The organism is Nocardioides sp. Z38_18 (assembly GCF_058215695.1).
Map to the genome: position 1 here is coordinate 919445 of NZ_JBZAJE010000001.1, position 14347 is coordinate 933791.

Below are 14347 nucleotides of genomic sequence, written 5' to 3' on the forward strand. Positions count from 1 at the left end.
ATGAGCATCCCCGAGAGCTTCGCCGGCCTGCCGCTCGCCGGCGAGGTGGCCGCGCAGGACACCGCCCCGGCCCAGGACGCCCCGGCTCAGGACTCAGCCCGGACCCAGGGCGACGCCTGGGAGTCGCCCGAGGGGATCGGCATCCTGCCGGTCTACGGTCCCGAGCACCTCGAGGGCCTCGACGCGCTGGACACCTACCCCGGTCTCGCGCCGTTCCTGCGCGGTCCCTATCCCACGATGTACACCACCCAGCCGTGGACCGTGCGCCAGTACGCCGGGTTCTCCACCGCCGAGGAGTCCAACGCCTTCTACCGCCGCAACCTCGCGGCCGGCCAGAAGGGCCTCTCGGTCGCCTTCGACCTCGCGACCCACCGCGGCTACGACTCCGACCACCCGCGGGTGCGCGGCGACGTGGGCATGGCCGGCGTGGCGATCGACTCGATCTACGACGCCCGCACGCTCTTCGAGGGCATTCCCCTCGACGAGATGAGCGTCAGCATGACGATGAACGGTGCGGTGCTGCCGGTACTGGCGCTCTACATCGCCGCGGCCGAGGAGCAGGGGGTGAAGCCGGAGCAGCTCACGGGGACGATCCAGAACGACATCCTCAAGGAGTTCATGGTCCGCAACACCTACATCTACCCGCCGCAGCCGAGCATGCGGATCATCAGCGACATCTTCGGCTACACCTCGCAGAAGATGCCGCGCTACAACTCGATCTCGATCTCCGGCTACCACATTCAGGAGGCCGGGGCGACGGCCGACCTCGAGCTCGCCTACACCCTCGCCGACGGCGTGGAGTACATCCGCGCGGGGCTGGAGGCGGGGCTCACGATCGACCAGTTCGCCCCACGGCTGAGCTTCTTCTGGGCCATCGGGATGAACTTCTTCATGGAGGTCGCCAAGATGCGCGCCGCCCGGGCCCTGTGGGCCCGGCTGGTGAGCCAGTTCGAGCCGCAGAACGCCAAGTCGCTCTCGCTGCGCACGCACAGCCAGACCTCGGGCTGGTCGCTCACCGCCCAGGACGTGTTCAACAACGTGCAGCGGACCTGCATCGAGGCGATGGCCGCGACCCAGGGGCACACCCAGTCGCTGCACACCAACGCCCTCGACGAGGCGATCGCCCTGCCGACGGACTTCTCGGCCCGGATCGCGCGCAACACCCAGCTGCTGCTGCAGCAGGAGTCCGGGACCACCGGGATCATCGACCCCTGGGCCGGCTCCTACTACGTGGAGCGGCTCACCCACGACCTCGCCGAGCGGGCCTGGGCGCACATCAGCGAGGTCGAGAAGGCCGGCGGGATGGCCAAGGCCATCGAGGAGGGCCTGCCGAAGATGCGTATCGAGGAGGCCGCCGCCCGTACCCAGGCGCGACTGGACTCCGGCGCGCAGAAGCTGGTCGGGGTGAACACCTACCGGCTCGCCGACGAGGACAAGCTCGATGTGTTGAAGGTCGACAACGCCAGCGTCTACCGCCAGCAGCTCGCCAAGCTCGAGCGGCTGCGCGAGGAGCGCGACCCCGAGGCGGTCGAGCGCACCCTGAACGCGCTCACCCGCTCCGCCGAGGACGGCCACGTCCACGGCTCGCTCGACGGCAACCTGCTCGCGCTCGCCGTGGAGGCCGCGCACGCCAAGGCCACGGTCGGTGAGATCTCCGAGGCGCTGGAGAAGGTGTACGGCCGCCACCGCGCCGTGATCCGTACCATCTCGGGTGTGTACAAGCGCGAGTCCGGCACCAACGAGTCGATGCAGAAGGTCCTCGCCGCGACCGAGAAGTTCGCCGAGGACGAGGGCCGGCGGCCCCGGATCCTGGTCGCCAAGATGGGCCAGGACGGCCACGACCGCGGCCAGAAGGTCATCGTCACCGCGTTCGCCGACATGGGCTTCGACGTCGACGTGGGCCCGCTGTTCTCCACCCCCGAGGAGGTCGCCCAGCAGGCGGTCGACGCCGACGTGCACATCGTCGGCGTCAACTCGCTGGCCGCGGGCCACCTCACGCTGGTGCCTGCGCTCAAGGAGGCCCTCGCGGACCTCGGTGGCGAGGACGTGATGGTCGTCGTGGGTGGCGTGATCCCGCCTGACGACGTCCCGACGCTCCAGGAGATGGGCGCCGCGGCGGTGTTCGGTCCGGGCACCGTGATCAGCGAGGCCGCCCTCGACCTGCTGGAGCGGCTCGCCGCCCAGCTGGGCCACCAGCCGGTGACCGAGGGTGTCGAGAGCAGCTGAGGCTGCTGCCGTGGACGTCGCCGCCCTGGTGCAGGGGGTCAGGGCGGGGAAGCGAGCGGCGGTCTCCCGGGCGATCACGCTGGTGGAGTCCGCGCGCCAGGACCACCAGCAGGCCGCCAGGGAGCTGCTCACCGAGCTGACCGACCCGGTCGGTGCCGAGCGGCCGCCGGCGATCCGGGTGGGGATCTCCGGGGTCCCCGGTGTCGGCAAGTCCACCTTCATCGAGACCCTCGGCAAGCACCTGATCGCCGACCTCGGCCTCACGGTCGGGGTTCTGGCGGTGGACCCGTCCTCGACCCGCACCGGCGGCTCCGTGCTCGGCGACAAGACCCGGATGCCCGAGCTCGCGGCCAGCCCTGCCGCCTACATCCGGCCCTCGCCCACGGCCGGGACCCTCGGTGGCGTCGCCCGCGCCACCACCCAGGCCATGGTGGTGCTCGAGGCCGCCGGGTACGACGTCGTCCTCGTGGAGACCGTGGGCGTCGGGCAGTCGGAGGTGACGGTCGCGGGGATGGTGGACACCTTCTTGTTCCTGACCATCGCGCGCACCGGCGACCAGCTCCAGGGCATCAAGAAGGGGATCCTCGAGATCGCCGACGTGATCGCCGTGAACAAGGCCGACCCCGGCACCAACCCGGGGGAGGACGGCGACCGGGCCGTCGAGGCGCGCTCCGCGGCCAAGGAGCTGGCCGGCGCGCTGCGGCTGGTGCACTCCTCGGGAGACGGCTGGGTGCCGCCGGTGCTCACCTGCTCCGGCCTGCACGGCACCGACGTGGACACGGTGTGGTCGCGGGTGCTGGCGCACCGGGAGGCGCTGGGGGAGCAGGGGATCGCCGACAAGCGGGCCGAGCAGCAGCTGGAGTTCACCTGGGCCCTGGTGCGCGACGAGCTCGCGCAGCGGCTGCGCCGCTCGCCGGGGGTGCGGGCGATCCGCGACGACGTACGCCGCGCGTTGCTGGCCGGGGAGCTGACCGCTCCGCTGGCCGCGGACCGGCTGGTGGCCGCCTACGACGCGGACCGTGGCTGAGCCGGTCCTGCTTTGTCGCTATTATGCGCTTCCACCGCTTACCAGACCGGGGAGGACCCATGCGCCGTACGCCGTTGGCGGCCCTGTCCGTGGTGCTCGGCCTCTCCCTGACCCTGGCTGGATGCGGGGACTCGGAGGACAAGAGCTCCCTGGGGCCGGTGAGCGACGAGGGCCCGAGCACGTCGCAGAAGCCCCCGGCCGACGAGCCCGGCGGTGAGGACACCCGCCCCTTCGACGACGAGGGCAACGAGGCCATCCGGGGGAGCGTCAAGGCCACCACCCCCGAGGAGGAGGCCGTCGCGCAGGCCTGGTTCGCCTACTGGGACGCACGCTCGAGCAGCTACCACCAGGCCGAGGTGGACCCGGCGCTCGGGTCGGTGGCAGCGGGCAAGGCCGCCACCGACGTGGTGCGCTACGTCGCCCACCTCAAGGCCAAGAAGCTGCGCACCGTCGGGGACACCAAGTTCGGCGTCAGCGACATCAAGATCGAGGGCAACAGTGCGACCCTGAACAGCTGCGGGGAGAACAAGTCGATCGACCGTGACGCCGAGGGGCGTCCGGCCGAGCAGCTCACGCCGTTCTACAACTTCGCCGGCATCCTGGCCAAGGCCGGGGGCAGCTGGCGGGTGGTGTCGGCGGAGGTCGTGGGGGAGAACGGGTGCCAGGCATGAGGAGTGCGATGACGACGAGACGTCCCACCAGGTTCCTGGCCGGCGCCGCTGCCGGCGTCGCGGCTCTGGTCGCGGCGGCGCTGGGCTCCGCGCCCGCGTACGCCGGCAACGGCGGCACCGCGACCGAGGACGGCTATGGCGCCAAGGTGCAGGTCAGCCTGTCCGGCGACGTGAGCCAGTCGCTCGTGGGCTCGGTGCCCGGCCCGCCCCCGATGTGCTGGTGGGAGGACCTGTCCACCACGCTGCTCGACCCGGGCTCGGTCGACACCAGCGACCCGGAGGCAGTGCAGAAGTACTACACCGAGAAGGTCCGGCCCTGGCTCACCGGGCACGCGGCCACCGGCACGCTCGCGATGCCCTCCGAGGCGTACTTCAAGGACATCATCCGCCGCGCCGCTGACGGCGAGGAACTCACGTTCTACAGCCTCCAGGTGCGCGACGGCGCCGTGGGCGGCAAGCCGGGCGACGACAACTACGCCGCCGACACCGGCAAGGTCGCCCAGGCCTGCGGAACCCCGGTCGCCGAGGGCCCGTTCGGACCCGTGCTGATGAGCTGGCGGGCGTTCCCCACCGGCCAGCAGCCACCGCCCGCGGTCTCCGACGAGGACCTGGCCGCCTACGCCTACGAGGTGATGGACCTCAAGCAGCCGGCGCTGGAGTGGAACCCCCACCTCGCCGCGGCCGACGACGCGACGCTGGTCAACCTGCCCACCTGGCTGTGGACCCGGGACCCGGCGGCCGTCGAGGTGCGCGAGGTCACCGCGGAAGCGGCGGGAGTCAGCGTCACGGTCACCGCGCGGCCCGGCGGGATGACCGTGAGCAGCCCCGTCGTGACCGGTGGCTGCACCGCGGCCCAGGCGCGCACGGCCTATGCCCCCGGCGTCGACCCGGCGTCGGCTTGCGTGCTCGTCTTCCCGTCCAGCTCCTTCGCCTACCCGGGCGGGTTCCCGGTGCAGGCCACCACGGGCTGGGGCGCCACGTGGACCAGCAACGCCGGTCCCGGTGGGGAGCTGGAGGCCAAGACGATGTCCGCGGTCACCGAGATCCCGGTGATCGAGGTCCAGTCTCGCGTCAGCGGAGTCTCCTGAGCGTTGCCCGTCGGGGGCCGATAGGCTTGACCGTCGTGACCTCCGCTCCCAACGCTGACGTGTCCAGGCTGCTGCGCACGGTGCTCGACGGGGTCGAGGCCCAGTCCGAGTCCCTGATCGAGTTCCGTCGCGACCTGCACGCCCACCCGGAGCTGTCGTGGGCCGAGGAACGTACGACGGCCGTGATCGCCAAGCGGCTCGACGAGGCCGGGCTCGTGCCCCGGCCGCTGCCCCGCAACGGGCTCGTCGTCGACATCGGCTCGGGGACCGGTCCCGTCGTCGCCCTGCGCGCCGACCTGGACGCCCTGCCGGTCGAGGACCTGACCTCCGACCCGTGGCGGAGCACCGTCTCCGGGGTCGCCCACGCCTGCGGGCACGACGTGCACGCAGCCGCGCTCCTCGGAGCCGGGCTGGCCATGGCCGCTGTGCGCGACGAGCTGCCGGGCAGGGTGCGACTGGTCTTCCAGCCGGCCGAGGAGATCATGCCGGGCGGAGCCCTGATGTCGATCGAGGCGGGTGCCCTCGACGGGGTGGACCGCATCTTCGGCCTCCATGCCGATCCCGGCCTCGACGTCGGCACCGTGGGCCTGCGTGAGGGTCCGCTCACCGGCGCCGCCGACTCGCTCGACGTGCTCCTCTCCGGGAAGGGCGGTCACACCTCGCGTCCGCACCTGACCGAGGACCTGACCTTCGCCCTCGGCAAGCTGGTCACCGAGCTGCCCGCCGTACTGTCCCGGCGCCTGGACCCACGTGCCGGCGTCAGCGTCGTGTGGGGGATCGTGCGGTCGGGCTCGGCGGTCAACGTGATCCCGGCGACCGGCCGCGCGGGCGGCACCGTCCGGATGCTCGACGCGGTCGCCTGGGCCGACGCGGAGAAGCTGATCCGCGACACGATCGACCAGATCGTGGAGCCGTACGGCGTGGACGCGGTGGTCACCTACGTGCGGGGCGTGCCCCCGGTGGTCAACGAGCACCGCTCGACCCTGCTGCTCGGTCGCGCGATCGACGTCGTCCTCGGCTCCAGTGCACACGTCGCCACCTCGCAGAGCCTCGGCGGCGAGGACTTCGCGTGGTACCTCGAGAGCGTGCCCGGGGCGATGGCCCGGCTGGGCACCCGGACACCGGGTGGACCCACCTACGACCTGCACCAGGGAGACCTGCGCGTGGACGAACGGGCCATTTCGGTCGGTGCCGGCGTGCTCGCGGCCGCCGCCCTCAACTCCATGGTCACCGACGCATAACGGTTCCCCCGTTCGGTGTGCGCCAAGTAGGAGCGACCCGGCCTGCTCGCATATGGTGCCGCCATCCCGTGCCGCCGAGGCACACCAAGATCAAGGAGGCATCTTGCGTAGGTTCAGCAAGATCGCGGCAGTAGCAATGGTGAGCGCACTGACCCTCGCCGGTTGTGGCAGCAGTGGCAACGAGTCCGGGAACAGCGGTTCCAAGGCCGCTGCCGACGTCTGCAAGGCGGCCAAGGGCGACGGACCCAAGATCGGGCTGGCCTACGACGTCGGCGGTCGCGGCGACCAGTCGTTCAACGACTCCGCCTACAAGGGCGTGGAGAAGGCCGTCGACGACCTCGGCGCCACCTGCACCGAGGCCAAGGCTGCGCCCAAGGAGAACGACACCATTCGCGCCGAGCGTCTCCGGACCCTGGCCGAGGGCGGCTACAACCCCATCGTCGCGGTCGGGTTCATCTACTCGCCTGCTGCCGCCACCGTGGCCGCGGAGTACCCCGACACCAAGTTCTCGGTGATCGACGGCTACAGCACCACGTTGCCGAAGAAGCCCCTGGCGAACCTGACCGACCTGGTCTTCGCCGAGGAGCAGGGTTCCTACCTGGTCGGTGTGGCCGCGGCGCTGAAGTCGAAGGCCAAGCACGTCGGCTTCGTCGGCGGCACGCACGGCGACCTGATCAAGAAGTTCGAGGCCGGCTACGCCGCGGGTGTGAAGTCCGTGGACCCGGCCATCAAGATCGACGTCCAGTACCTCACCGAGGACCCGAACGACGGCGAGACCGGCTACGAGAACCCGACCGGCGGCAAGGACGCGGCGACCGCCATGTACGAGTCCGGCGCGGACATCGTCTACCACGCTGCCGGCAAGTCCGGCCTCGGTGTCTTCGACGCGGTCGAGGCCGCGGGCGAGGGCAACTGGGCCATCGGCGTCGACTCCGACCAGTACCTCACCGTCGACGAGTCGCAGAAGAAGCACATGCTCACCTCGATGCTCAAGCGCATCGACACGGCGGTCTTCGACTACGTCAAGGCGAACGCTGACGAGGACGTGCAGCCCGGCTTCAAGAACTACGACCTGAAGATCGACGGTGTCGGCTACTCCAAGTCCGGTGGCTTCGTCGACGACGTCTCGGAGCAGATAGACGCCGCCGCGGAGAAGATCAAGAGCGGCGAGATCGTCGTCCCGACCGACCCCGCCAAGGTCAAGTGACCTGACCGGCAACCACCGTTGAAGCAGGGCCCGGGCGACAGGCTAGGTTGTCGCCCGGGCACCTGTGCGTCAGGCGCAGCACCTAGGGAGGGAACCGTGTCGAGCAGCGCTTCGAGCCTCACGGCAGAGGCGATCGAGCTGCGGGGGATCGGCAAGCGCTTCCCCGGCGTCATCGCCAACCACGACGTCGACATCACCATCAAGACGGGCACGATCCATGCCCTGGTCGGGGAGAACGGCGCGGGCAAGTCCACGCTGATGAAGATCCTGTACGGCGTGCAGAAGCCCGACGACGGCACCATCAGCGTCAACGGCAAGCAGGTCACCTTCTCCACCCCGGCCGACGCCATCGCCGAGGGGATCGGGATGGTCTTCCAGCACTTCATGCTGGCCGACAACCTGACCGTGCTCGAGAACGTCACGCTGGGGGCCGAGAAGCTCCACGGCATCGGTGAGGCCGCCCGCCAGTCGATCCTGGAGATCTCCGACCGCTACGGGTTCGGACTCGATCCCGACGAGCTGGTCGAGACGCTCGGCGTCGGCGAGCGCCAGCGCGTCGAGATCCTCAAGGTGCTGTACCGGGGCGCGCGGATCATCATCCTCGACGAGCCCACCGCCGTCCTCGTGCCGCAGGAGGTCGACGCGCTGTTCGCCAACCTGCGCCAGCTCAAGGAGCAGGGGCACACGCTGATCTTCATCTCGCACAAGCTCGACGAGGTCCTCGCGGTCGCCGACGAGATCACGGTGATCCGCCGCGGCACCACCGTGGCGTCGGTCAAGCCCGCCGACGTGTCCTCGCGCAAGCTGGCCGAGCTGATGGTCGGCAGCGAGCTCCCCTCACCCAGCACCGAGGAGTCCACGGTCACCGACCGGGTCCTGCTCTCGGTCCGCGACATCGAGCTGCGCGACGCCAACGGCCGCACCGAGCTCGCCGACATCGGCTTCGACATCCACGCCGGGGAGGTCCTGGGCATCGCCGGAGTCGAGGGCAACGGGCAGACCGAGCTCGTCGAGACCCTGGTCGGCATGCGGCACCCGCTGAGCGGCACGGTCCGCCTCGGCGAGGAGGACATCAGCGGCTGGTCCACCGGAGAGCGTCGCGCCGCCGGCATCGGCTACATCCCCGAGGACCGCCAGCGTCACGGCCTGCTGCTCGACTCGCCGCTGTGGGAGAACCGCATCCTGGGCCACCAGACCCGTGAGCCTTCGGTGAAGGGGCCGTGGCTGAACCCCCGGGGTGCCCGCACCGACGCCGCCCGCATCGTGGAGCAGTACGACGTCCGCACCCCCAGCATCGAGACCACGGCCCGGGCGCTCTCCGGCGGCAACCAGCAGAAGTTCATCGTCGGGCGCGAGATGAGTGGCGACCCGGTGCTGCTGATCGCCTCGCACCCCACCCGGGGCGTCGACGTCGGCGCGCAGGCCCAGATCTGGGGCCACATCAAGGACGCGCGTCGCGAAGGCCTCGCCGTCCTCCTGATCTCCGCGGACCTCGACGAGCTGATCGGCCTCTCCGACACCATCCAGGTGCTGCTGCGCGGCCGGCTCGTGGGCACCTTCGACCCCCAGGACGTCACCCCGCAGGAGCTCGGCTCGGCGATGACCGGAGCAGAGGCGGACCGATGAGCCTGTTCAAGCGAGCGGCACTGGGGCTGGCCGCCCCCGTGCTGGCCCTGATCGTCGCGGCCCTGATCTCCAGCCTGGTTCTGCTGGTCAGCGGGGACGACGTGCCCGGCTTCTGGAGCACGCTGCTCACCTGGCCCGCGGGCCGCAACATCGTGAACATCCTCAACGCCTCCGCGATCCTCTACATCTCCGGCGTCGCCGCGGCCATCGGCTTCCGGATGAACCTGTTCAACATCGGCGTGGAGGGCCAGTACCGCGTCGCGGCGTTCGCCGCGGCGGCCTTCGCCGGCGCGAGCTGGCTGCCCGGCAAGCTGAACACCGTCGTGGCGGTCCTGGTCGCGATGCTCGCGGGCGCCCTCTGGGCCGGGATCGCCGGCCTGCTGCGCGCGACGCGCGGCGTCAGCGAGGTGATCGCCACGATCATGCTCAACGCCATCGCGCTCTCGGTGGTGGCCTACGGCCTGAGCAAGGTCGGGTCGACGACGGGCAACTCCCGCTCCACCAAGACGATCGAGCAGGAGAGCTGGGTCGGCGGCATCACGATCTTCGGCGACAGCCCCACCAAGCTCTTCGGGCTCTCCCTGCTGGCCGTGGTGGTCGGGGTGCTCTTCTGGGTGCTGCTCAACCGCACCCGGTTCGGGTTCAACCTGCGGGCCGCCGGCGCCTCGGAGAGCGCGGCCGTCGCCAGTGGGGTGAACGTCAAGAAGATGATCGTGATCTCGATGCTGATCTCCGGAGCCGTGGCGGGCCTGATCGGGATGCCGACCCTGTTCAGCGACGCGCACAACTACGGGTCCTCGTTCCAGGCAGGCATCGGGTTCTCCGGCATCGCGGTGGCCCTGCTCGGTCGCAACCACCCCGTCGGGATCGCCTTCGGGGCGCTGATCTTCGCCTTCCTCAGCGAGCAGGCCAACCTGCTCAACATCCTGGTCGGCGTGTCGCCGGACATCGTGGCCGTCACCCAGGGCGTGATCGTGATCGCGGTGGTGATCGCCTACGAGGTCGTACGCCGCTACCGGGTCCGGCACGAGCAGGCCTCGGTTGCCGCGCAGCTGGCCTCCGGTGACACCACCGCCAAGCCCAAGGAGCCCGTGTCATGAGCGCCGCCACGGCTGCCCCGCTGCCCCCGGTCCGGACCCCGGAGGCGAAGAAGCAGCGCCGACGCTGGATCTATCTCTACGTCCTCGCCGGCTTCGCCCTGCTCTCCCTGGTGCGTGTGATCAGCGGCGCCGACGAGCTGACCTCGTCCGGGACGCTGACCGTGACCCTGACCGCGGCGATGCCGATCGCCCTGGCGGGCCTCGGTGGGTTGTGGGCCGAGCGCGCGGGCGTGGTCAACATCGGCCTCGAGGGGATGATGATCGTCGGCACCATCGGAGCCGGCTACTTCACCTACCACTACGGCATCGTGGCCGGCGTGCTGGGCGCGGTGCTGTTCGGCGTCCTCGGCGGGGCGCTGCACGCCCTGGCCACGGTCGTGTTCGGCGTCGACCACATCGTCTCGGGCGTCGCCATCAACATCATCGCGGCGGGCCTGACCGGGTTCATGGCCGAGACCTTCTTCGCCGCGCTCCCCGGAGGAGGCCCGACCCAGTCACCGTCGCTGGCGACCCCTCCGAGGATCAACATCTCCTTCATCTCCGACCCGATGAACACCATCGAGGAGAAGCACTGGTTCCTGGTCAGTGACCTGGCCAGCGTCGTGGAGATGCTGACCAAGAACCTCTCGGTGCTCACGCTGCTCGGGCTGGTGCTGATCTTCGGGAGCATCTACGTGCTCTGGCACACCCGCTTCGGTCTTCGGCTGCGCTCCTGCGGAGAGGCCCCGGCCGCCGCGGAGTCGCTGGGCGTCAACGTCTACCGCTACAAGTTCATCGCGGTGCTCATCTCCGGCGGGCTCGCCGGGCTCGGCGGGGCCTACCTGGCGCTGGTGTCCTCCTCCGGCTTCCAGGTCGGACAGACCGGTGGGCGCGGCTACATCGGCCTCGCGGCGATGATCTTCGGCAACTGGCGCCCGACCGGCCTGTTCATGGGCTCGACGCTGTTCGGCTACACCCAGGCGCTCCCGTTCCGCCAGGGGACGGTGTCGGTGCACGCGCTGCTGCTGGTGCTGGCGCTGCTGCTCGTGGCGTTCGCGATCTACCAGCTCGTGCGCGGCTCGCGCCGCTCCGCGGTCACCACGCTGGTCTTCGGTGCCGTCTTCGGCGCGTGGTACCTCCTCACCGACGTGGTGCCCAGCGAGTTCACCACGATGGCGCCCTACCTGACCACGCTGCTCGTGCTGGCGTTCTTCTCCCAGCGACTACGCATGCCCGCGGCGGACGGAGTCGTCTACCGGAAGGGGTCGGCGGGATGAGCGCGGTCGGCCAGGAGCTCGGCGAGGAGTTCGACTGGGACTCCCTCAAGGCCCGCGCGGTGGAGGCGGCGACGCACGCCTACGCGCCGTACTCCCGCTACCGCGTCGGCGCCGCAGCGCTCGTCGACGACGGCCGCGTGGTGGTCGGCTGCAACGTGGAGAACGCGGCCTACGGCGTCGCCCTGTGCGCGGAGTGCGGGATGGTCTCCCAGCTGCACGTCACCGGCGGCGGGCGGCTCACCCACGCGGTGTGCGTCAACGGGCTCGACGACGTGATCATGCCCTGCGGGCGGTGCCGGCAGCTGCTGATGGAGAGCGGCGGCCCGGACCTGCTGCTGCTCACCGTCTCCGGTGTACGACGAATGGATGAGGTACTTCCCGATGCTTTCGGTCCCCACGACCTCGCTTGACCTCGGCTCCGCCGACCTCGTCGCGGACCCGTACCCGTACTTCGCCGCCGAGCGCGAGCTGCACGAGGTGGCCTGGCACGAACCGAGCAACGCCTGGCTGACGTTCTCCCACGCCACCGCCGGAGCCGTGCTGCGCAACCGCCGGCTGGGACGGATCTGGCGCGACCGCGAGCCGGCCGCCTACCTGGAGCCGTTCAACCTGCTCCACCGCAACCAGATGATGGAGAACGAGCCGCCCGAGCACACCCGCTTGCGGCGTGCCGTGGCCGGCGCGTTCAACCGCGGGCACGTGGAACGGCTGCGGCCGCGCGTGCAGTCGCTGGCGGCGTCGCTGCTCGACGACGTGGACCCGGCCGGCTTCGACGTGATCGGGGAGTACGCCGAGCCGCTGCCCGTGCTGGTCATCGCCGAGCTGATCGGACTCTCGGTCACCGATGTGCCCGCGCTCAGGGCGTGGTCGCAGGCGATCGTGCGGATGTACGAGCCCGACCCGGCGGCCGCCGTGGTGGACGCCGCCGTGCTCGCGGCAGGCGAGTTCGCCGACCACGTGCGTGAGCACCTCGCCCGCCGGCGCGCCGAGCCGGGCGACGACCTCACCACCGACCTGCTCGCGGCGGGGCTGAGCGACGACGAGCTGGTCGCCGCGGTCGTGCTGCTGCTCAACGCCGGGCACGAGGCCTCGGTCAACGTCTTCGGCAACGGGCTGGTCGCGCTGCTCTCCCGCGGGCTGCGCCCGGCGGCCGACACCGCGCTGACGGTCGAGGAGATGCTGCGCTTCGACTCCGCCCTGCAGCTGTTCGTGCGCACGGCCACCGAGAGGGTGGAGCTCGGCGGAGTGGTGGTCGAGGAGGGCCAGCAGATCGCCGCTCTCCTGGGAGCGGCCAACCGGGACCCGGCCGTCTTCGAGGACGCCGACACCTTCGACCCGGCGCGCGACCCGAACCCGCACCTCGCCTTCGGTGCCGGCCTGCACTTCTGCCTCGGCGCACCGCTGGCGCGGATGGAGCTCGTGGAGTCGCTGGAGGCGCTGTTCACCAGGTTCCCCGACCTGGGCCTGGCCGGTGAGCCCCGCAGCCGTGGGACCTTCGTGCTGCGCGGCTTCCACGAGGTGACGGTCAGCGGTTCCCCGGGCTGACCGTCCGGGGGGCCACCACGGCCCCGGTCGCCGCCAGCGCCACCAGCACGACGAGGAGCAGCGTGAGCGCGCTCGCGGGGGTGACGAAGGCGACCAGCAGGGCTCCGCCGAGGCCGACGAAGACCGCCTGGGAGAGCTGGTCGGAGAGCTGGGCCGAGGAGGAGTTGAACCCGACCTCCCCGGGGCCGGACTCCTGGAGCACCAGGAAGGACAGCGCCGAGAACCCGAGGCCCATCCCGATGCCCGCCAGTCCCACGGTGGGCAGCGCCAGCCAGGTCAGCCCCCACGCCGGAGCCACGAGCAGCAGCCCGCCGAGCCCGACCGAGAGGGCGACGAACCCCACCTGCAGCAGTCGTGGACGGGACAGCTGCGGGTGCCGTGCCTGCCACGCGGAGGCAGCCGACCAGCCCAGCGAGCCGACGATGAGCGGGGTGCCGGCGGCGGTGAGGGACCACCCGTGGGTGGAGGTGAGGATCAGCGGCAGGTAGGCGGTGGCGGTGAAGAAGGCCCCCGCGATCAGGGCGCGGCCGGCCACCACGGCGGCGATCCCCGGGCGGGCGGCGAACGAGCCCGGCGGGAGCAGCCGACGCAGGGAGGGGACCAGGGCCGCGATCGCCGCCAGGGCCACGATCAGGCCGGGGACCGTCGTGTGCTGGCCCGACCAGCTCAGCGCGGCCACGGCCACCGCTGCGAGGACCGCGGCGGGGACCAGGCCGGGCCGCACGGGTGGCGGCTCGGCGGGTGCCCCGAGCCCCCGGGACGCCGGGACCACGAGCACCACCGCGAGCACGACGAGGGGGAGCAGGCCCAGGAACACCCAGTGCCAGGAGAGCCGCTCGGTGACCACCGCGGAGACGGGAGGGCCGACCAGGGAGGGCACCACCCACGCGGAGGAGGTCAGCCCGAAGACCGCCGGACGGGCGTGCGGGCGGTAGACCAGCGCGATCAGCACGTAGACCGCGACTCCGAGTGCTCCGGCGCCGAGTCCCTGGAGCACCCGGCCCGCGAGGAGCTGGGCCATCGTGCTCGCGGTGCCGGCCACCAGCAGGCCGAGACCGAACACGGCCGGCGCGCCGATCAGCATGGCGGCGGGTCCGCGGGCGTCGCACCACCGGCCACCGAGGACGGTCCCGACCACGTTGGTCGCGATGAACGCGACGAACGGCCAGGCGTACGACGAGACCGAGCCGAGGTCCGCCACGAGTGCGGGCATCGCGGTGCCGACGCCCATGTTCTCGAACGCGACCATGCTGATCAGCAGCACGATCCCGATCGTGACGGCGCGCTGGCCGGGGCCGAACAGGTCTTCGCGCACGCTCCCCGGCTCGACCGTCATGGGAGCAGCCTGCCGGGTGGCCGG

At 71.1% G+C, this 14347-nt stretch carries 12 protein-coding genes; 11 read left to right on the forward strand and 1 reads right to left on the reverse strand.

Annotated features, from left to right (window positions below; genetic code table 11):
• From scpA to AC4BGC_RS04410, 11 genes are all read left to right on the forward strand, one after another.
• A complete protein-coding gene (scpA, locus tag AC4BGC_RS04360) occupies window positions 1–2226 on the forward strand; it encodes a methylmalonyl-CoA mutase (protein ID WP_490545820.1) in 2226 nt (741 codons plus the stop codon).
• 10 nt (window positions 2227–2236) lie between these two features.
• The gene (gene meaB, locus AC4BGC_RS04365) at window positions 2237–3253 is read left to right on the forward strand and encodes a methylmalonyl Co-A mutase-associated GTPase MeaB (RefSeq protein WP_490554520.1); all 1017 of its coding nucleotides are present in this window, start codon (window positions 2237–2239) and stop codon (window positions 3251–3253) included.
• Window positions 3254–3312: 59 nt separating this feature from the next.
• Complete coding sequence (locus AC4BGC_RS04370) at window positions 3313–3924, forward strand: hypothetical protein (protein WP_490554521.1); 612 nt, start codon at window positions 3313–3315, stop codon at window positions 3922–3924.
• An 8-nt stretch (window positions 3925–3932) separates the two neighbouring features.
• Window positions 3933–5012, forward strand: coding sequence for a hypothetical protein (locus tag AC4BGC_RS04375; protein ID WP_490554522.1), 1080 nt, complete (start codon window positions 3933–3935; stop codon window positions 5010–5012).
• A 35-nt stretch (window positions 5013–5047) separates the two neighbouring features.
• Window positions 5048–6253 carry an amidohydrolase gene (locus AC4BGC_RS04380; RefSeq protein WP_490545813.1) on the forward strand — a complete coding sequence of 402 codons (1206 nt, stop codon included), beginning with the start codon at window positions 5048–5050 and terminating at the stop codon, window positions 6251–6253.
• 103 nt (window positions 6254–6356) lie between these two features.
• The gene (locus AC4BGC_RS04385) at window positions 6357–7460 is read left to right on the forward strand and encodes a BMP family lipoprotein (protein WP_490545812.1); all 1104 of its coding nucleotides are present in this window, start codon (window positions 6357–6359) and stop codon (window positions 7458–7460) included.
• A gap of 96 nt (window positions 7461–7556) precedes the next feature.
• Window positions 7557–9086, forward strand: a complete 1530-nt coding sequence (locus tag AC4BGC_RS04390; RefSeq protein ID WP_490554524.1) for an ABC transporter ATP-binding protein — start codon at window positions 7557–7559, stop codon at window positions 9084–9086.
• Window positions 9083–10186, forward strand: coding sequence for an ABC transporter permease (locus AC4BGC_RS04395; protein WP_490554525.1), 1104 nt, complete (start codon window positions 9083–9085; stop codon window positions 10184–10186). Before AC4BGC_RS04390 ends, AC4BGC_RS04395 begins: the two co-directional genes overlap by 4 nt.
• Window positions 10183–11442, forward strand: coding sequence for an ABC transporter permease (locus AC4BGC_RS04400; protein WP_490554527.1), 1260 nt, complete (start codon window positions 10183–10185; stop codon window positions 11440–11442). The genes AC4BGC_RS04395 and AC4BGC_RS04400 overlap by 4 nt, the downstream gene beginning before the upstream one ends.
• A complete protein-coding gene (locus AC4BGC_RS04405; RefSeq protein ID WP_490554528.1) occupies window positions 11439–11852 on the forward strand; it encodes a cytidine deaminase in 414 nt (137 codons plus the stop codon). The genes AC4BGC_RS04400 and AC4BGC_RS04405 overlap by 4 nt, the downstream gene beginning before the upstream one ends.
• On the forward strand, window positions 11824–12987 hold the full coding sequence (locus AC4BGC_RS04410) for a cytochrome P450 (RefSeq protein ID WP_490554529.1): 1164 nt from the start codon (window positions 11824–11826) through the stop codon (window positions 12985–12987). The genes AC4BGC_RS04405 and AC4BGC_RS04410 overlap by 29 nt, the downstream gene beginning before the upstream one ends.
• Here AC4BGC_RS04410 and AC4BGC_RS04415 read toward each other — a convergent pair.
• On the reverse strand, window positions 12968–14323 hold the full coding sequence (locus AC4BGC_RS04415; RefSeq protein WP_490554530.1) for an MFS transporter: 1356 nt from the start codon (window positions 14321–14323) through the stop codon (window positions 12968–12970). The two genes, AC4BGC_RS04410 and AC4BGC_RS04415, sit on opposite strands and share 20 nt — an antisense overlap.
• Window positions 14324–14347 lie beyond the last annotated feature (24 nt).

Excerpts from the sequence above, each read along its gene's own strand:
- AC4BGC_RS04370 (WP_490554521.1), top strand. The coding sequence starts at position 3,313 with ATGCGCCGTACGCCGTTGGCGGCCCTGTCCGTGGTGCTCGGCCTCTCC.
- AC4BGC_RS04395 (WP_490554525.1), top strand. The coding sequence starts at position 9,083 with ATGAGCCTGTTCAAGCGAGCGGCACTGGGGCTGGCCGCCCCCGTGCTG.
- AC4BGC_RS04400 (WP_490554527.1), top strand. The coding sequence starts at position 10,183 with ATGAGCGCCGCCACGGCTGCCCCGCTGCCCCCGGTCCGGACCCCGGAG.
- AC4BGC_RS04410 (WP_490554529.1), top strand. The coding sequence starts at position 11,824 with ATGCTTTCGGTCCCCACGACCTCGCTTGACCTCGGCTCCGCCGACCTC.
- AC4BGC_RS04405 (WP_490554528.1), top strand. The coding sequence starts at position 11,439 with ATGAGCGCGGTCGGCCAGGAGCTCGGCGAGGAGTTCGACTGGGACTCC.
- AC4BGC_RS04375 (WP_490554522.1), top strand. The coding sequence starts at position 3,933 with ATGACGACGAGACGTCCCACCAGGTTCCTGGCCGGCGCCGCTGCCGGC.
- scpA (WP_490545820.1), top strand. The coding sequence starts at position 1 with ATGAGCATCCCCGAGAGCTTCGCCGGCCTGCCGCTCGCCGGCGAGGTG.
- AC4BGC_RS04415 (WP_490554530.1), bottom strand. The coding sequence starts at position 14,323 with ATGACGGTCGAGCCGGGGAGCGTGCGCGAAGACCTGTTCGGCCCCGGC.